This is a genomic window from Rhodoferax sp. MLSD5-FHT05B10 (assembly GCF_058793415.1).
Genome location: NZ_JBXAFT010000007.1, coordinates 147,751 through 165,064, shown reverse-complemented (window position 1 = coordinate 165,064; position 17,314 = coordinate 147,751). Strand labels below are relative to the sequence as shown.

Below are 17,314 nucleotides of genomic sequence, written 5' to 3'. Positions count from 1 at the left end.
CCATTTACCTGGTCAAGGAGGTTGCAAATTGCGCCACGCCGGTCCATTTTTTGGCACACTAGTACCATGCCAGCCCCATCCCCCATTGCCGCAACCCCCATGGCCTTTGCCCGGGCCATCGTCGGTGCCTACGAACGCTACGGCCAAGACCCCGGCGACGCCCTGCGTCAGGCACAGATTGCGCCAGCCGACCTGCGCACGCCCGATGCCCACATCACCGCCTGGCAGATGGAAACCCTCTCTGGCGCCGCCATGCGCGAGCTCGACGACGAGGCCCTGGGCTGGTTCAGCCGGCGCCTGCCCTGGGGCAGCTACGGCATGCTGGTGCGCGCCTCCATCAGCGCACCCACACTGCAACTGGCGCTGGCGCGCTGGTGCCGCCACCACGGGCTGATTGCGCCGGACCTGGCGCTGCGCCTGCAGGTCCAGGGCGACAGCGCCAGCATCACCATCACCGAACACGCCGACCTGGGCGCGCTGCGCGAGTTCTGCCTGGTCTCGGTGCTGCGCAACATCCACGGCGTGGCCTGCTGGCTGGTGGACTCGCGCATCCCGCTGCAGGGGGCGCAGTTTCCGTTTGCGCCGCCGCCGCACCAGGCGGCGTATGCCGTGCTGTTTTCCGGCCCCACCACCTTCAACACCGGCCCGGCCAGCATCCGCTTCGATGCCCGCTACCTGAGCCTGCCGCTGCGGCGCGACGAAAAAGCCCTGCAGCAGATGCTGCAGCACGCCCTGCCGCTCACCGTGCTGCAGTACCGGCGCGACCGCCTGCTGGTGCAGCGCGTGCGCCAGACGCTGGCCAGCCACGCGCAGGAAACGCACAGCGCCGAGGCGCTGGCCGCGCTGCTGCACGTGTCGCCGCGCACCCTGCACCGCCAGCTCAAGGAAGAAGGCGCCACGCTGCAAGGACTGAAGGACGAAGTGCGCCAGGGCCGCGCCCGGGAACTGCTGCTGCGCACCGACCGCCCCATCAAGCAGGTGGCCGAGGCGGCAGGCTTCCAGAACGAGAAGAGTTTCATCCGCGCCTTCAAGGGCTGGACGGGCCTGTCGCCCGCCGAGTTCCGCAAGCAATCCACCCCTTTGGCATGATCGCCCCATGATTACTCTGTACCACTGCGTCAGCGCCCGCTCGTTTCGTCCCCTGTGGATGCTGGAAGAACTGGGCCTGCACTACACACTGAAGATGCTGCCCTTTCCGCCACGGGCACTGGCGCGGGAATTCCTGCAAGAGAACCCCCTGGGCACGGTGCCGCTGCTGGTGGAAGGCGCCACCCGCATGACCGAGTCGGCCGCCATGTGCCAGTACCTGGCCACGCGGCACAGCGCCGCCGGGCTGGACGTGGCCGCCAACGACCTCGCCTATGGCGCCTACCTGAACTGGCTGCACATGAGCGACGCCACGCTCACCTTCCCCCAGACGCTGGTGCTGCGCTACGCCCACTTTGAACCGCCGCCGCGCCAGCAGCCCCAGGTGGCCGAAGACTACAGCCGCTGGTTTCTGGCCCGCCTGCGCGCCGTGGACGCCGCCTTGCAGCAGCACGACTTCTTGTGCGCCGGCCGCTTCACTTGCGCCGACGTGGCCGTGGGCTACGCGCTGATGTTGGCCGGCCACCTGGGCCTGAACGCGCAATTCACACCCACCGTGGCCGCCTACTGGACGCGCCTGCAACAGCGCCCGGCGTTCCAGCGGGCACTCGCCATCCAGCACCAGGCCGCCATCGACCAGGGCGTGCCCACCACACCGGCGCCGGATACGCGGCCGGTGGTTTGAACTCGCACTTTTGCTATATATTTGATAGCTGTTTGCGCAATGGATACTGAGGTTTCAGGCCTGTTTGGCATAAAATTTACCCGTAGACCGCCACCCAGAAAGCGGCAGGCTATATCTGCGCCAGCGGCGTCTTCGCGGCCTTGGTATCTGTCTTGACGAGCAACAGCAGTGTTCGAAGATCTTTTTCCATGCGCTTGAGCGTCTTCGGATCCAGCTGGGATAGTGCTTCTGGCAGCACGCCGGAAAATGGACCAGGCGCCTTCTTCAGCACGGCTTTACCTGCGGGAAGAATGTAGAGTTGCACCGCTCGGCGATCTGTGCTTTTCTTCTCTGCCTTGATGTATTCGTGTTGGAGCAGCCCCTTTACCAGGTTACTGGCGGTGGTCTGGTGTACGTCCATGGCCATGGAGAGATCATTGACGCCCAAGCCGGGCTGGGACTGAATCGCGCTTAAAGCCCAAACTTGAGCGCCCCCAATGCCTGCTTTCTTTTCAACTTGCTGGAAGTGCGTTCTGACTGCATTGAATACGGAGCGGAAATGGCGCAAAACCTGGGCCGCAGCATCTTGCTCCGGATGTGACGATTGTGGTGCCGCTTTTAGGATGGTTCGTTTGGGGGGCTTGGGTTGCTCGGAAGTCATGGTTGGGCGTTTCCTCAGACGGCCTTAAGCATACGCGGTAATGCTACCGATCCAGGATATGGGAACCGGGTTCAACGGGTGTCAACGGAACTCGTGAATGACAGCCGAGGGACCGGACTTGTACCCATTTCCGTTCAAATTCTGCGCCGCGTGTTGGCCTACTTTGTCATTCCACAGAGACGCCAAATACAACCCGGCAGCGATATCGAAAACAATGCCCACCGCCAGGGCGAAGTACAGAATTCGCTTCATGGTTTCAGAAGTTCCTGCCGCATTTTTTGCAGCAAAAGCGCTTCGAACGTGTAGAAACCTGTCGGTAGCGTGTTCAGCTCCTTCAATGCAAATACGGCACCCGTGCCAAACGCTTCGCGACGAATGGACTCATGGGTCAAACGAACCGTCTGATTGGGGAAACCAAAAATCACCTCATGGTGGCCCACAATGCCTCCCAGACGCAGGGACGTGATGCGATCGCCTTCGACATCCAGTTGCTCCGCAATTTTCCGGGCGGTGCCAGATATCTCCGGTTTGTCACGGAAATGCTGCTCAACGATCTCTACATCCGCAAACGGCGCAATGTTGCGCAATAGCTTTGCAGCGAGAATGAGAAAATTGATGCCCAAAGTAATGTTGGGCGAGCTCATCACACGGGCCTCTAATCCGATCTGCTCCAGATAGGCAAGCGTCTCTGGTGAATACGCAGAAATTGCGCTGACCAGCATTAGATTGCGCTGACGAACCTGTTCTCCGTACACGTATACCGATTCCGGGGTCGAGAAATCCACCAGTGCGTCCACTGGATCTGTCTCTAGCCGTTGTTCCAGCGTGTCGCTCTGCATGCTCCAGATGGGCGCATTTGTGATCTCGCAAATCGCCGCTTCGCGCGTGGGCGTCCCGCGAGCGATCCAGCGCAACGAGATGCCAGGCGTGTTTGCCAGAACTTTCGCTACGGCCTTTCCGGCCCTTCCATATCCGATGAGTCCCACGTTGATCATGCGTTTGTATAGCTCCCATGTACAGGCGGCATCGGGTTCAATGCACTACAATGCATTATACATTTGTATAAATATAAAATTATGCACAGACACCCGCACTTTTTCTCCTCCTTGAGAAGAGAACTGTACGACTGGAAGCTTTGGTCGTCGCGGATGGTCGTTCTGGGATTTGCATGCCTTTCGGGGTTGGCGGTGGTGGGATTCACCTGGATGAGCGACCTCGCATTGCAGCAGTTCCACATGATCGCCCAGCGTGCCTGGTGGGCGCCACTCATCTGGACCCCGGGGGTGACGTGGGCGGTCGTTTGGTGTACGCAACGGTACGCAATAGGGGCTTCTGGATCAGGTATTCCCCAAGTAATGGCGGCTCTGTCGTCAGGTTCAGCGTCCAGCCCGCTCTTCGTCTCCTTGAAACTCTCCATCAGCAAAATGGTGCTGACAACCGTCGGTCTTCTGGGCGGACTGTCGTTGGGGCGCGAGGGACCGTCGGTACAGATTGCAGCGGGCGTGTTGCACAGCGCATCGCGATGGTTGCCCAAGCGCGGTGTAGTGACCGATCATGGTTTGATCATTGCGGGAGGGGCTGCTGGCATTGCTGCGGCATTCAACACGCCTCTGGGTGGCGTGATGTTTGCCATTGAAGAGCTGACTCGCAAACCCGAACAGCGTAGCAATGGTCTGATCATCGCGGCAATTGTCCTGGGCGGATTGATGGCCGTGTCCGTTTTTGGGAATTCCACTTACTTCGGCATCATTCGGGTGGATTCCGTAGGGTTGTCACTACTGCTGCCCGGCTTGGTCGTCACCCTTGTCAGCGGAATAGCCGGCGGTCTATTTGGCCGGCTATTGATACTGAGTCTGTCGAACTCCCCCACCCATTGGTATTCCCGATTTCGGCAACGCGCACCACTGCGGTTTGCGGTGATCTGTGGGCTGCTCATTGCGGTCGTTGGGGTCATCAGTCAAGGTGCAACGTTTGGTAGCGGCTATGCGCACACCCGTGCACTGCTGGAGGGAACCGAAGAGACCTCCATGGCGTACGTGCTGCTGAAGTTCATTGCAACCTGGCTCACGGCGTGGTCGGGGGTGCCGGGCGGTATCTTTGCACCTTCCTTGTCCATCGGTGGGGCGCTCGGAAACGATGTGGCCCAGTTCATGTCCCACCCACACGCCTCGACGCTGATCGCTCTGGGCATGGCAGGCTTTCTGGCTGCAGCGACCCAGGCTCCCATGACCGCCTTTGTCATTGTGATGGAGATGGTGGATGGCCATGGTCTTGTCTTGAGTTTGATGGCATGCGCGCTCATGGCCAGCGGCATTTCGCGGCTCATCAGCGTTCCACTGTATTCAGCTCTGGCCGATATTCAACTGCTAAGGCTACCGAAAGGGTCGGACGACCCTGCACAGCCAATGCCGTAAACACCCGTCACTCGACCCGGGGGCTTGTTTGGAGCTACGTCGAACGTCCCAAGGCGAAGAACAACAGCGCAGGCTAAAAAAAGGGAGCCCCGGAAGTGGGGCCCCAAACTCACTCAATCTCTCTGCGCCAATCGCTCGAGAGGTCGCAATTATATTTGTATAAATATAATTGCCGAAAAATATCTTCCCCCGTGGGATTGCCTGTCAGGAAGTCCTTTTCTCAGGTCGCCAATCGGCATCTACCGATGTTCCCCGTCCACGTAGTACCAGTGCCCCTCCTCGCGCACAAAGCGGCTGCGCTCATGCAGGCGCACGGCGCGCCCGCCGGGCCCGCGCTGGCGGGCCACGAACTCCACCTCGGCGTGGTCGGCGTCCTGCAGCTGGTGCTGGCGCACCTCCAGCCCCAGCCATTTCACGCCAGGGTCGAACGACACCTTGGACGGGCGCTTGCTGGCATGCCAGGTCTGCAGCAGGTAGGGCGAGCGCCCCAGCACGAAGGCGGTGTAGCGCGAGCGCATGAGGGCTTCGGCATCGGGCGCCGGCGCATCGGTTTCCAGCCACCGCCCGCAGCACTGGCCGTAGGCCAAGGGGTGTTGGGCGGTGTTCAGTCGGCCACAGGGGCAAGGGCTTTGGGCAATGAGGGGGTTCACGGTGTGGCAAGTTGGGGAGTGGCGCGCTGGATGATAGCGCCACAATCCAGCCCACGCGGCAGGTTGCCAAAGGTCAGGCCGCTGCTGTCGCCGCCCAGGCGCGAGGCGCAGAAGGCATCGGCCACGGCGGCGTTGCCATGGCGCACCAGCAGCGAGCCCTGCAAGGCCAGCGCCATCTTCTCCACCACGCCGCGGGCGCGGTATTCGATGTCGTCCAGGTCGGCCAGTTCGCGGCCCAGCTGTGCCACGTAGCGGTCCAACCGCGCATCGGCACCAGCAGCGGCCTGCACCTCGGCCATGTAGGTTTCCACCGAGCCGGGGGCGCGGCGCATGGCGCGCAGCATGTCCAGGCACTGCACGTTGCCGCTGCCCTCCCAGATGGAGTTCACCGGCGATTCGCGGAACAGGCGCGGCATGATGCAGTCTTCCATCACACCGCTGCCGCCTATGCATTCCATGGCCTCGTAGGCGTGGGCCGGAGTGCGCTTGCAGATCCAGTACTTGCCCACGGCGGTGCCCATGCGCATCAGCAGCTTTTCAGACTCGCTGTCGCGGTCCAGTGCGGCGGCAATGCGCATGGTGAGGGCCAGCGCGGCTTCGTGTTCGATGACCAGATCGGCCAGCACGTTCTGCATCAGCGGCTGCTCGGCCAGGTGCTTGCCGAAGGCCGAGCGGTAGGCGCAGTGGTGCAGCGCCTGCGCGGCGGCCTGGCGCATGGCAGCGGACGAGCCAATCATGCAGTCGATGCGGGTCATGGTGACCATCTTGAGGATGGTGGCCACGCCGCGGCCTTCGCCGCCCACCATCACGGCGTAGGCGCCGCGCAGTTCGGTTTCGCAGGAGGCGTTGGCCACGTTGCCCATCTTGTTCTTCAGGCGCTGGATCTGCATGGGGTTCTTGCTGCCGTCGGGGCGCCAGCGCGGCAGCAGGAAGCACGACAGGCCACCGGGCGCCTGCGCCAGCACCAGGAAGGCGTCGCACATGGGGGCCGACACAAAGTACTTGTGGCCCACCAGCTCGTAGGCCTGCCCCGGCCCGCCGCTGCTCAGGGGGTGGGCTTGCAGGGTGTTGGCGCGCACGTCGGAGCCGCCCTGTTTTTCGGTCATGGCCATGCCGATGGTGACGGCCTTTTTCTGCGCGTCGGGCACGTTGCGGTAGTCGTACTGGCGGGCCAGGATTTTGGGCGTCCACTGCGCGGCCACATCGGGCTGCTCCAGCAGCGCGGGAATGGCGGCCGAGGTCATGGTCACCGGGCAGCAGTGCGCTGCCTCCACCTGGCTTTGCAGATAGAACATGGCGGCACGGTTTACCTGGGCGCCAGCCTTGGGCTCCAGCCAGTGCGAGGCGTGCAAACCGTTCTCCAGCGAGACCTGCATCAGGCGGTGGTAGGCCGGGTGGAAGCGCACCTCGTCAATGCGGTGGCCGTAGTTGTTGTGCGTGTAGAGCACGGGCTTGTTTTCATTGGCCTGAAAGCCCAGTTCGATCATCTCGCGCGAGCCGGTCAGGGCACCAAAGGCCTGCAGGCCGGGCTCGGCCCAGGCGGCGCCTTCGCGCGCCACGGCTTCGCACAGGGCCACGTCCTGCTGGTAGAGGTTGTAGTCCTGCAGCGCCGGCGGCTGGTTCTGCACCGCATGGGTTTCTGCCATGAATGTGTTCTTGAACGGGGTATCCATTTTCATAAAGCCTCCTTGTGCATGCTGTGTCCGGTGCCCCGGTGGTACGGGGCCTGATAAACATGTGAATGTTGATTCACACTATGGAGTGCAGTAAATCACGGTCGGGGCGGCCTGTCAAGCGCAGTCCCCGCTTTTCTGGCAAGCGCTGCGGCTACACTGCGCGCAAACCTCTCTGCCCCGCACGCATGGCCTACCGCCCCACCGAAAAAACCGAAGCCCGCAAGGCCGTATTGCGGGAGCGCCTGCTCAATGCCGCGCTGAACCGAGTAACCACGGGCGGCTTCAAGGCCCTGACCATCGTGGCGGTAGCCCAGCAGGCCGGCATGGCCACGGGCACGGTCTACAAGCACTTTGAATCCAAGGCCCACCTGTGCACCGAGGTGTTTCGCATGGCCACCCAGAAAGAGGTGAGCCTGGTGCGCAGCACCGCGCTGGGCACGGGGGCACCCGCCACCCGCCTGCTGGCAACCATCGAGACCTTTGCCCTGCGGGCCCTGCGCAGCCCGCGCCTGGCCTATGCGCTAATTGCCGAGCCGGTGGACACGCTGGTGGACGTGGAGCGCCTGCGCTACCGCCAGGCCTATGCCGAAATTTTCGAGCAGCTGGTGGAAGACGGCGTGCGCCTGGGCGCCTTCCCGGCGCAGGCGCCGGCCGTGAGTGCGGCGGCGCTGGTGGGTGTCATTTCGGAATCGCTGGTGGGCCCGCTGTCGTGGCAGGTGGACACGCAGCCCGGCCTGGAGCAGGCCACGCTGATCCGGTCCATCCAGGCTTTCTGCCTGCGCGCCGTGGCGCTGAAAGACCTGGCCGCCGCCTGAGGCCCTAACGCCTTGCGGCGCGGCGCGCCTTTTGCGCTTCCAGGGTTTCGGTGGGGGCGCCCTGCTTCACCCATTCGGCATAGCCGCCGTCAATGTGGGCCACGTTGGTCATGCCCATGTCCTGCAGCGTCTTGACGGCCAGCGCGCTGCGCCAGCCGGCGCCACAGAACAGGATGAACTCCTTGCCCTCGTCGGCAAACAGCGGCTTGAAATAGGGCGAAGCCGGGTCCACCCAGAACTCCAGCATGCCGCGCGGCGCGTGGAAGGCGCCCACCACGGTGCCGTCGGCCAGCTCGCGGATGTCGCGGATGTCCACGATCTGCGTGGCCGGGTCATTGAGCCGCGCCACCACGTCGGCGACCGGGTAGGTGCGAATTTCCTCCATGGCGTCGTCCACGAGGTCTCGAAATCCTTTGGTGATGGGCATGGGGTTCTCCAGGTTCGCTAATCGGGGGTGTCAGGATAACGCACGCTGGATGATGATCTTCTGCACATCACTGGTGCCCTCGTAGATCTGGCACACGCGCACGTCGCGGTAGATGCGCTCTACGGGGAAGTCGCTCACGTAGCCATAGCCGCCCAGGGTCTGGATGGCGGTGCTGCAGACTTTCTCCGCCATTTCGCTGGCAAACAGCTTGGCCATGGCGGCTTCCTTCAGACACGGGCGCCCGGCGTCGCGCAGGGCCGCGGCGTGCCAGATGAGTTGGCGCGCAGCTTCGATCTGCGTGGCGCATTCGGCCAGGCGAAAGCCCACGGCCTGGTGGTTGAAGATGGCGGTGCCAAAGCTCTCGCGCTCCTTGGCGTAGGCGACGGCCACATCCAGCGCGCTGCGGGCCATGCCCACGCTCTGCGCGGCAATGCCGATGCGCCCGCCTTCCAGTCCGCCCAGGGCAATGCCGTAGCCCTCGCCTTCCTTGCCGATCAGGTTCTCGGCCGGGATGCGGCAGTTGTCAAAGTTGATCTGCGCCGTGTCGCTGGAGTGCTGACCCAGCTTGTCCTCGATGCGCGCCACCACATAGCCCGGTGCGTTGGTGGGCACCAGGAAGGCGCTCATGCCGCGCTTGCCCGCGCCCTTGTCGGTGACGGCAATGACAATGGCCACATCACCGTTCTTGCCGCTGGTGATGAACTGCTTGACGCCGTTGATGACGTAGCTGTCACCCTCTTTCACGGCCGTGGTCCGCAGCGAGGACGCATCGCTGCCCACATGCGGCTCGGTCAGGCAGAAGGCGCCCAACATCTGGCCCTGGGCCAGCGGCACCAGCCACTGCTGCTTCTGCTGCGCGTTGCCGTACTTCATCAAAATGGCATTGACCGGGCAGTTGGTGACGCTGATGACCGTGCTGGTGCCACCATCGCCGGCGGCAATTTCCTCCAGCACCAGGGCCAGCGTCAGGTAGTCCAGCCCGGCGCCGCCCAGTTCCTCGGGCACGCAGATGCCATAGGCCCCCAGCGCCGCCAGCCCCTGGTGCGCGGCCTTGGGGAAGTGGTGCTCCTTGTCCCACTGGGCCGCGTTAGGCCACAGCTCGGCCTGGGCAAAGGCGCGCACCGCGTCGCGCACCATCTCTTGGTCTTGGGTCAACAACATGCTGAAGGTCTCCTGAATGTTTGGGGATTTACCAGCCCGCCAAGGGCTGGCCATCGATGCCGAAGAAGCGGCCGCTGTCGGCCGGTGTGAGGCGGGCCAGCGTGGCGCGCAGGGCGGTCACGCTGCTCTGCACCGGAAGAGGTGCGCTGCTGCCGCCCATGTCGGTCTGCACCCAACCCGGCGACAGCGCCACCAGAATGGCCTGCGGGTAATCGTGCCGCGCCGCGGCCACGACCATGTTCAGGGCGGCCTTGCTGGCGCGGTAGGTCCAGCTGTGGCTGGAGGACACGCCGCTCATCAGCCCCATGTCGCTGCTGATGACGGCAAACCGGCCCTGCGCCGCCTCCACCAGCGGCAGCACCTGGGGAATGGCCTGCATGGCACCGAGCACATTGGTGTGCATCACGTGGTCAAAGTCCGGCTGGGTGGGGGGCACCAGGGCATTGCCGTGGCTCATGACGCCCGCCACGTAGATCGCTGTGTCCAGCTTCTCGCCGTCAAGCAGCCAGGCTAGGCCACTGACGCTGGCCGGATTGGCCACGTCCAGCTTCAAGGGCACTGCTCCGAGTGCACGCAGACGCTCCAGCGCCGCATCGTCGCGCGCCGTGGCGATGACGCGGTCACCTGCGTCCAGGTACTGGCGCACCAGCTCCAGCCCAATGCCGCGAGAGGCGCCTATGACGAGGATATTCATGGCCATATCAGCCTTCAACCCTTGTGAAATCTGCGCGGACAGCTCCTGAATTCATAGCATTCACAGGGTAAAGGCGCCCACCAGTTGCTTGAGGTGCTGGGCCTGGTCGCGCAGGCTCATGGCCGCCGCCGTGGACTCTTCGACCAGCGCGGCATTCTGCTGCGTCATCTGGTCGAGCTGTCCCACCGAGGTGTGGACGTCGCCAATGTCCGTGCTCTGCCGGGTAATGGTCGTGGTCACCTCGCCGATGAGGTCGGCCACGCGCTGCACGGCGCTCACGATTTCGCCCATGGTCTGCCCGGCGTCGGACACCAGCCGGGTTCCGGCTTCCACCCGGTCCACGCTGGCGCCGATCAGGGTGCGGATTTCCTTGGCGGCTTCGGACGAACGCCCCGCCAGGCTGCGCACCTCGGAGGCCACCACGGCAAAGCCCCGACCCTGCTCGCCCGCCCGTGCGGCCTCGACGGCGGCGTTCAAGGCCAGGATGTTGGTCTGGAAGGCAATGCCGTCGATGACCGTGATGATGTCCGCGATCTTGTGGGAGCTGGCATTGATCTCGTCCATGGTGGAGATCACCTGCGCCACCATGGTGCCGCCCCGTGTGGCGACGTCCGCCGCCGACGACGCCAGGCCGTTGGCCTCGCGGGACGATTCGGCGGAATGCCCCATGGTGCCCGTGAGCTGCTCCAGTGACGCGGCCGCTTCCTGCAGGCTGGCCGCCGTGCGCTCGGTGCGGCTGCTCAGGTCCTGGCTGCCCAGGGCAATTTCGTCGCTGGCCGTGGTGATGCTATCGGTGGAATGGCGCACCTCGCCCACCAGTTTGCGCAGCGCCTCCTGCATGCGCGCCAGACCGGCCATGAGGCTGCCTTCCGAGGAAGACGGGGGGAGCGCAAACGAAAGGTCCCCTTCGGCGATCCGGGAAATCGACGCCCGGGCGTCCTCCGGGTCACCACCCAGCTCCCGGTTGACGGCCCGCTTCATGAACAGCGTGGCCCCTACGGACACGAGGACGGCCACGCCCGCCAGCACCACCGCCAGCGCAATGGCAAAGTCGGCCCGCTGGTTGACGTCCGTTCGGGCCTGGGCCGAGGCCTTGCCTGTTTCGTCAATCTGCTTGAGCAAGGCGCCACGCAACTCCCGCCATGCCGGGGTTTCCGTGCTGTTGAGGAGTTGGACTGTCTCCTCCGAATGGCTCTGCGCCAATGCCAGCACCCGCTCCTGCGCCTGCGCATGGACCAGACGCAAGGGCGGCAAGCGCTGGATACCCGCCTCGAAGGGGGTTCCCGCCGCCACGCCGGACGCACTGGCAAACGCCTTGTCGTACGCGCCGCGCGCAGCATTGAAGTTGTCCACCGCCTTGGAGTTGGCAGGGTCCAGCACGACGTTGCGCAGCGCCTGCCCCATCTGCAAGCCCTGTGCGTACATTTCCGACAGGTCGATGCTCAGGCGCTGCTCGGTCTTGATGTAGTGGTCAAACTGGCGGGTGGTGTGGACCAGCCCCCCGATACTGACGATCAGCCCGACCATGAACAGCACCGATGGAACGATGGCAGACAGTACAAGCTTCACGTTGAATCGCATGGATGGCTCTCTCAAAAAAACCGATTGACCGCCCCGCCGGATTCCCCGGCAGGGACTAGGGCTATTAGAGCATTTCCAGCGCCACGGCGGTGGCCTCGCCGCCACCGATACACAGCGTGGCCAGGCCTTTTTTCAGACCGCGGGCCTGCAGGGCGTACATCAGCGTGACCATGATGCGCGCGCCGGATGCGCCAATGGGGTGGCCCAGCGCGCAGGCGCCGCCGTTGACGTTGACTTTGTCGTGCGGCACGTTCAGTTCCTTCATCAGCGCCATGGGCACCACGGCGAAGGCTTCGTTCACTTCCCACAGGTCCACATCGCCCACCGTCCAGCCGGCCTTGGCCAGCACCTTTTGCGTGGCGCCCACCGGGGCGGTGGCAAACCACTCGGGTTCCTGCGCATGGGTGGCGTGTGCCACGATGCGCGCCAGCGGCTTGCAGCCTAGCTTGGCGGCGGTGCTGGCCTTCATCATGACCAGGGCAGCGGCGCCGTCGTTGATGCTGGAGCTACTTGCGGCCGTGATGGTGCCGTCCTTCTTGAAGGCGGGCTTGAGCGTGGGAATCTTGTCGAGCTTGACCTTGCCGGGGCCTTCGTCAATCGACACCACCACCTCGCCACCACGGCCCTTGACCGTGACGGGCGTGATTTCGGCGGCAAAGGCGCCGGATTCGGTAGCGGCCTTGGCGCGCTGCACGCTGGCCGTGGCAAAGGCGTCCTGCTCGGCGCGGGTGAAGCTGTACTTGGCTGCACAGTCTTCGCCGAAGGTGCCCATGGAGCGGCCAGCCTCATAGGCGTCTTCCAGGCCGTCCAACATCATGTGGTCAAAAATGCGGTCGTGGCCGATGCGGTAGCCGCCGCGCGCCTTGGGCAGCAGGTAGGGGGCGTTGGTCATGCTCTCCATGCCACCGGCCACCAGCACCTCATGGCTGCCGGCGATCAGCATGTCGTTGGCGAACATGGCCGCGCGCATGGCCGAGCCGCACATCTTGCTCATGGTCACGGCACCGGCGCTCTTGGGCAGGCCGCCCTTGAAACCCGCCTGGCGTGCCGGGGCCTGGCCCTGGCCGGCCATCAGGCAGTTGCCGAAGATGACCTCGGTCACCAGTTCGGGGTTGATGCCGGCGCGCTGCACGGCGGCCTTGATGGCGGCGCCACCCAGGTCATGCGCGGCCAGCGCCGAAAAGTCGCCTTGAAAAGCCCCCATGGGGGTGCGGGCAGCGCCCACGATCACGATGGAATCCGACATGGTTCTATTCCTTGAAATGAATGAAAACGGGATTGTACGTAGTTGACGTTTACGTAAACGTCAATTGTGACAGATGCGCGACGGGAAAATCCGGTGCCGGCCCGGTTTACCATGCAGCCTGAAGAATGGGCGCCCCGAACGTTTGGGGCGCACACAACGCTGGAGACACCCGACATGGCGCAGGACGACATCAGCTTTACGGATTTCATCGCTTCTTCCATCCACGACATGAAGAACTCGCTGAACATCCAGGTCAATGCCCTGGAGGAGATTGCCCTGCAGTGTCGCCAGCGTGGCGACACCCCCACCTTCGACAGCCTGGGGCGCGTCATCTACCAGGCCAACCGCATGAACGTGAACCTGGTCCAACTCCTGAGCCTGTACAAGCTGGGCAAGGCCATCTACCCGACCGACATCAGCGAGCAGTCGGTGGCGGAGGTGATCCAGGAAGCCCTGCTGCAAGACAAGACCATCATGGAATTCCGGGGCATCGCGATCACGGTGGAATGCGACCCCGACTGCTACTGGTACTTCGATCGCGACCTGGTGACCGGCGTGCTGATCAACGCCCTGAACAACGCATACAACTACACCAAGGACAGGATCCGCGTGGTGGCTCGCGTGGACGACGGTTTCCTGGAGCTGCGCGTGGAAGACGACGGCCGGGGCTACCCCCCGAACATGCTGCGCAACGACGGCGTGGCGTCCAACAAGGGCGTCAGCTTTTCCAGCGGCAGCACGGGCCTGGGTTTCTACTTTTCCTCCCAGGTGGCCCGCCTGCACAAGAACGGCGACCGCCAGGGGACGCTGACCATCGAAAACGGCGGCGCCTATGGCGGCGGCTGCTTTGTCGTGCGCCTGCCCTGATCCCATCCAGCGAAAGTTCCAGACGATGAGTACGTCCCTCAAGCAAGCCTCCATCCTGATCATTGACGATTACCAGGGCATGCGCACCATGCTGCGCGACTTCGTCAAGGCCATGGGGGTGACCCGGATCGACGCTGCCGGCAACAGCAAGGAAGCCATCAGCCAGCTCAGCAACGCCGCTTACGACATTGTCATCTGCGACCACAACCTGGGCGCCGGCCCCAACGGACAGCAGTTGCTGGAGGAAGCCAAGCTGCGCAACTACGTGGGCGTGTCCACCATCTGGATCATGGTCACCGCCGAAAAAACCCACGACATGGTCATGGGCGCCGCGGAGATCAAGCCCGACGACTACCTGCTCAAGCCCATCAACCAGGTGCTGCTGGAAAGCCGCCTGGAAAAGCTGATTGCACGCAAGCAGTCGCTGGGGCCCATCGAGGCGGCCATCAAGGCCGGGGACTACCCCCAGGCCATCGCGCAATGCGACCAGCAGCTCCAGAAAAAGGTGCTCAATCCACAGGAAATCCTGCGCATCAAGAGCGATTTGCTGCTGACCCTGGGCGACTACGAGGCGGCCCGGGCCCTGTTCGAATCGGTCCTGGCGGCGCGCAGCGTTCCCTGGGCCAAGACGGGCCTGGCCAAGATCCTGTTCCACACCCAGGACTACGCGGGCGCCAAGGAAGTGCTGGAACAGGTGCTGCAGGAAAGCCCCATGTACATGGAGGCATCGGACTGGCTGGCCAGGACCTGCAACATGCTCGGCGACCTGGACCGGGCGCAGCAGGTGCTGCTCAATGCCGCACGCATGTCGCCCAACTCCCCCACCCGGCAGAAGCTGCTGGGCGAGACCGCCTACCGCAACGGCGCGCTGGACATTGCGCAGGCCGCGTTCGAGAAAACCATCAAGATCAGCCAGTTCTCGCCGCACAAGAGCGCGGCGGTCTACACGGGTCTGGCCCGCGTGTACACCGACGTCAACACGCCCGGCGAGGCCCTGAAGGTCCTGGAGCAAAGCAAGAAGGAATTCAAGAACGACCCGGAGGCTGCCATCCAGACGGCCGCCGCCGAGTGCGCGGTGTACTGCAAGCTCAAGCAGCCGGAGAAGGCCCAGGCCGCCATGGCCGCTGCCGAGCAGCAGCTGGAGCAGCTCGGCGGCAAGGTCAACGCCGACGTGACGCTGGAAATGGCGAAATCCCTCTTCACCCTGGGGCGCAAAGACCAGGCCTGCGGGTTGCTGCGCGAGGTGGTGAAGAACAACCACGAGAACGCCGAACTATCCCGCAACGTGGAAGCCGTTTTCGAACGCGAGCACCTGGAGGAAGAGGGGCAGGCCCTGATCCAGGCCTCGCGGGAAGAGGTGGTGTCCATCAACAACGAGGGCGTGGAGCTGGCCAAGCGCGGCGACTTCCAGGGCGGCGCCGACCTGCTGCGCGGAGCGGCCCAGAAGCTGCCCAACAGCGAGGTGATTCTGGTCAACCTGTGCGGGCTGCTGCTGGGTCTGATGAAACAGACCGGCAAGGACGCCCAGCTGGCCCAGGAGGCCCGGGACTTGCTGGACCGGGTGCGCCAGCTGAACCCGGCCAACAAGAAAGCCCACGTCTACGGGGCGGCCCTGACCCGCATCATGAACGGCGCTTAGCCGGTGCCGGCGCAGGCTCCCCTACAGAGTGGGGCGGGCCCGCAGCGGCACCCCGCTCACCCGCGCGCCCTGCCCGCGCGCGAACGCAGCCATCAGGTCCCGGCAGGCCTGTTCCGGGTTCGCCGCCTGCATGATTGCAGTGATCACGGCGGCGCCAGCCACACCCTGGGCCGCAACCTGCGCCATGTTGCCCACGCCAATGCCGGCAATACCCACCACCGGCACCGGCAGCAACGCGGCCCAGTAGCGCAGGTTGTCCAGCCCCTGCGGTATCCAGGGCATGTCCTTGGACTGCGTGGCAAACACGGGGCCACAGGCAATGTAGGACGGCCGCACCGCCACCGCCCGCGCGACCTCCGCGTAGCTGTGGGTGCTGAGGCCCAGGCGCACACCCGCCTGGCACAGGGCGTCCAGGTCCACGGCGTCCAGGTCTTCCTGCCCCAGGTGCACGCCATAGGCGCCCAGCTGCAGGGCCAGTTGCCAGTGGTCGTTGATGAACAGCTGCGCGCCGGGTGTGGCGCGTGCCAGGGCAATGGCCTGCTCCACCTGCGCGGCCAGCGTGGGGGCCAGCGGGTCCTTGATGCGCAGCTGCACGGTGCGGATGCCCGCCGCCAGCACCCGGCCCACCCAGGCGGCACTGTCCACCACCGCGTACACCCCCAGTGCGGGATGCTGCAGCGGCGCAAACGCCGCACTGCGCTGGCCGGCTTGCGCGGGGAAGCGGCCCGTGGCCTCCAGGTGCGCCAGCACCCGGGCATCGGCCGCACCATAGCCTGCGGCCTGCAGGGCAGCGACCGCCGCCTGCTCCTGTGGGAACGTGTCGTGCGATGCCATGGCGTTCACAGCAAAATGGGGTAACCCGCCACCGGGGTCGAGGCCACGGCCATGTCCTGCTTGGGCATGACGCCCGCCTCAAACGCCAGACGCCCGGCCTCGATGCCCAGCCGGAAGGCGCGTGCCATGCGCACCGGGTCCACGGCCTGGGCCACGGCGGTGTTCAGCAGCACGCCGTCCAGCCCCAGCTCCAGGGCCTGCACCGCGTCCGACGGACGGCCGATGCCGGCGTCCACAATCAGCGGTACGCCGGGCAGGCGCGCGCGCAGGGTGCGCAGGGCGCCGGGGTTGACCAGGCCTTGGCCGGAGCCAATGGGTGCGCCCCAGGGCATGAGAACGGTGCAGCCCACGTCCAGCAGGCGCTGGCAGCTCACCAGGTCGTCCAGGCAGTAGGGGAATACTTCAAAGCCGTCCTTGACCAATTGGGCGGCGGCCTGCACCAGCTCGAACGGGTCGGGCTGCAGGGTGTGGGCGTCGCCGATGACTTCGAGCTTGATCCAGGGCGTGCCGAACAGCTCGCGCGCCATGTGCGCCAGGGTGATGGCTTCGCGCGCGGTGTGGCAGCCAGCGGTATTGGGCAGCAGGTGGGCGCCGCTGACCTTGACCAAGGCAAAAAAATCCCCCGCCTGGGTGCCATGGGCCAGCTGGCGTCGCAGCCCCACGGTGACGACCTGGGCGCCGCTGGCCGCAATGGCCTCCTGCAGTATCTGCGGCGAAGGGTAGCCTGCAGTGCCAAGGAAGAAGCGGCTGGTGAGGGTGCGGCCGCCGATTTGCCATTCTTGCGGAGCGAGCCTGGGAAGCCGGGCGTTTTGCTCCGTGTCCCCCGCCCGCTGCGCGGGCTCCTCCTTTACCTGCGAAAAACGCCCGGCCTCCCAGTCTTTGGGTGCTGTCGTTGTCAT

Annotated in this window: 18 protein-coding genes; 6 read left to right on the top strand and 12 right to left on the bottom strand. The window is 64.6% G+C overall.

What is annotated here, in order from left to right:
* Nucleotides 1–66: 66 nt before the first annotated feature.
* A complete protein-coding gene (locus AC1Q5W_RS13060; RefSeq protein ID WP_492645041.1) occupies nt 67–1,089 on the top strand; it encodes an AraC family transcriptional regulator in 1,023 nt (340 codons plus the stop codon).
* A gap of 7 nt (nt 1,090–1,096) precedes the next feature.
* Nucleotides 1,097–1,771 (top strand): glutathione S-transferase family protein, encoded by a 675-nt coding sequence (locus AC1Q5W_RS13055; protein ID WP_492645040.1) that lies wholly within the window; start codon nt 1,097–1,099, stop codon nt 1,769–1,771.
* 109 nt (nt 1,772–1,880) lie between these two features.
* Here AC1Q5W_RS13055 and AC1Q5W_RS13050 read toward each other — a convergent pair whose 3' ends face one another.
* From AC1Q5W_RS13050 to AC1Q5W_RS13040, 3 genes are all read right to left on the bottom strand, one after another.
* Nucleotides 1,881–2,411: a MarR family winged helix-turn-helix transcriptional regulator gene (locus AC1Q5W_RS13050; RefSeq protein WP_492645039.1), complete on the bottom strand. Its 531-nt coding sequence runs from the start codon at nt 2,409–2,411 to the stop codon at nt 1,881–1,883.
* A gap of 81 nt (nt 2,412–2,492) precedes the next feature.
* A complete protein-coding gene (locus tag AC1Q5W_RS13045; RefSeq protein ID WP_492645038.1) occupies nt 2,493–2,663 on the bottom strand; it encodes a hypothetical protein in 171 nt (56 codons plus the stop codon).
* Complete coding sequence (locus AC1Q5W_RS13040; RefSeq protein ID WP_492645037.1) at nt 2,660–3,406, bottom strand: 4-hydroxy-tetrahydrodipicolinate reductase; 747 nt, start codon at nt 3,404–3,406, stop codon at nt 2,660–2,662. The genes AC1Q5W_RS13045 and AC1Q5W_RS13040 overlap by 4 nt, the downstream gene beginning before the upstream one ends.
* An 81-nt stretch (nt 3,407–3,487) precedes the next feature.
* Between AC1Q5W_RS13040 and AC1Q5W_RS13035 the strand changes: the two genes are divergently transcribed.
* Nucleotides 3,488–4,825, top strand: coding sequence for a chloride channel protein (locus AC1Q5W_RS13035; RefSeq protein WP_492645036.1), 1,338 nt, complete (start codon nt 3,488–3,490; stop codon nt 4,823–4,825).
* A 239-nt stretch (nt 4,826–5,064) separates the two neighbouring features.
* On the opposite strand, the gene AC1Q5W_RS13030 is transcribed toward AC1Q5W_RS13035, so the two are convergent.
* On the bottom strand, nt 5,065–5,475 hold the full coding sequence (locus AC1Q5W_RS13030) for a YchJ family protein (RefSeq protein WP_492645035.1): 411 nt from the start codon (nt 5,473–5,475) through the stop codon (nt 5,065–5,067).
* On the bottom strand, nt 5,472–7,154 hold the full coding sequence (locus AC1Q5W_RS13025) for an acyl-CoA dehydrogenase family protein (RefSeq protein WP_492645034.1): 1,683 nt from the start codon (nt 7,152–7,154) through the stop codon (nt 5,472–5,474). The genes AC1Q5W_RS13030 and AC1Q5W_RS13025 overlap by 4 nt, the downstream gene beginning before the upstream one ends.
* A gap of 182 nt (nt 7,155–7,336) precedes the next feature.
* On the opposite strand from AC1Q5W_RS13025, the gene AC1Q5W_RS13020 reads away from it, so the two are divergent.
* Nucleotides 7,337–7,966: a TetR/AcrR family transcriptional regulator gene (locus tag AC1Q5W_RS13020; RefSeq protein WP_492645033.1), complete on the top strand. Its 630-nt coding sequence runs from the start codon at nt 7,337–7,339 to the stop codon at nt 7,964–7,966.
* Between the two features lie 4 nt (nt 7,967–7,970).
* Here the strand turns inward: AC1Q5W_RS13020 and AC1Q5W_RS13015 are convergent, their stop codons facing one another.
* The 5 genes from AC1Q5W_RS13015 to AC1Q5W_RS12995 all read right to left on the bottom strand — a co-directional run bounded on the left by AC1Q5W_RS13015 (nt 7,971) and on the right by AC1Q5W_RS12995 (nt 13,075).
* The gene (locus tag AC1Q5W_RS13015; protein ID WP_492645032.1) at nt 7,971–8,393 is read right to left on the bottom strand and encodes a rhodanese-like domain-containing protein; all 423 of its coding nucleotides are present in this window, start codon (nt 8,391–8,393) and stop codon (nt 7,971–7,973) included.
* Between the two features lie 30 nt (nt 8,394–8,423).
* Complete coding sequence (locus AC1Q5W_RS13010; protein WP_492645031.1) at nt 8,424–9,554, bottom strand: acyl-CoA dehydrogenase family protein; 1,131 nt, start codon at nt 9,552–9,554, stop codon at nt 8,424–8,426.
* Nucleotides 9,555–9,582: 28 nt separating this feature from the next.
* Complete coding sequence (locus AC1Q5W_RS13005; protein ID WP_492646160.1) at nt 9,583–10,248, bottom strand: SDR family oxidoreductase; 666 nt, start codon at nt 10,246–10,248, stop codon at nt 9,583–9,585.
* Nucleotides 10,249–10,308: 60 nt separating this feature from the next.
* The gene (locus AC1Q5W_RS13000; RefSeq protein WP_492645030.1) at nt 10,309–11,829 is read right to left on the bottom strand and encodes a methyl-accepting chemotaxis protein; all 1,521 of its coding nucleotides are present in this window, start codon (nt 11,827–11,829) and stop codon (nt 10,309–10,311) included.
* A 64-nt stretch (nt 11,830–11,893) separates the two neighbouring features.
* Entirely contained in the window at nt 11,894–13,075 is a 1,182-nt protein-coding gene (locus AC1Q5W_RS12995; RefSeq protein ID WP_492645029.1) for an acetyl-CoA C-acyltransferase, read from the bottom strand.
* Between the two features lie 111 nt (nt 13,076–13,186).
* On the opposite strand from AC1Q5W_RS12995, the gene AC1Q5W_RS12990 reads away from it, so the two are divergent.
* Nucleotides 13,187–13,942, top strand: a complete 756-nt coding sequence (locus AC1Q5W_RS12990; RefSeq protein ID WP_492645028.1) for a sensor histidine kinase — start codon at nt 13,187–13,189, stop codon at nt 13,940–13,942.
* Between the two features lie 25 nt (nt 13,943–13,967).
* Nucleotides 13,968–15,581 carry a tetratricopeptide repeat protein gene (locus AC1Q5W_RS12985; RefSeq protein WP_492645027.1) on the top strand — a complete coding sequence of 538 codons (1,614 nt, stop codon included), beginning with the start codon at nt 13,968–13,970 and terminating at the stop codon, nt 15,579–15,581.
* A gap of 21 nt (nt 15,582–15,602) precedes the next feature.
* Here the strand turns inward: AC1Q5W_RS12985 and thiE are convergent, their stop codons facing one another.
* Nucleotides 15,603–16,415: a thiamine phosphate synthase gene (thiE, locus tag AC1Q5W_RS12980; protein ID WP_492645026.1), complete on the bottom strand. Its 813-nt coding sequence runs from the start codon at nt 16,413–16,415 to the stop codon at nt 15,603–15,605.
* Between the two features lie 5 nt (nt 16,416–16,420).
* The gene (locus AC1Q5W_RS12975; RefSeq protein ID WP_492645025.1) at nt 16,421–17,314 is read right to left on the bottom strand and encodes a thiazole synthase; all 894 of its coding nucleotides are present in this window, start codon (nt 17,312–17,314) and stop codon (nt 16,421–16,423) included.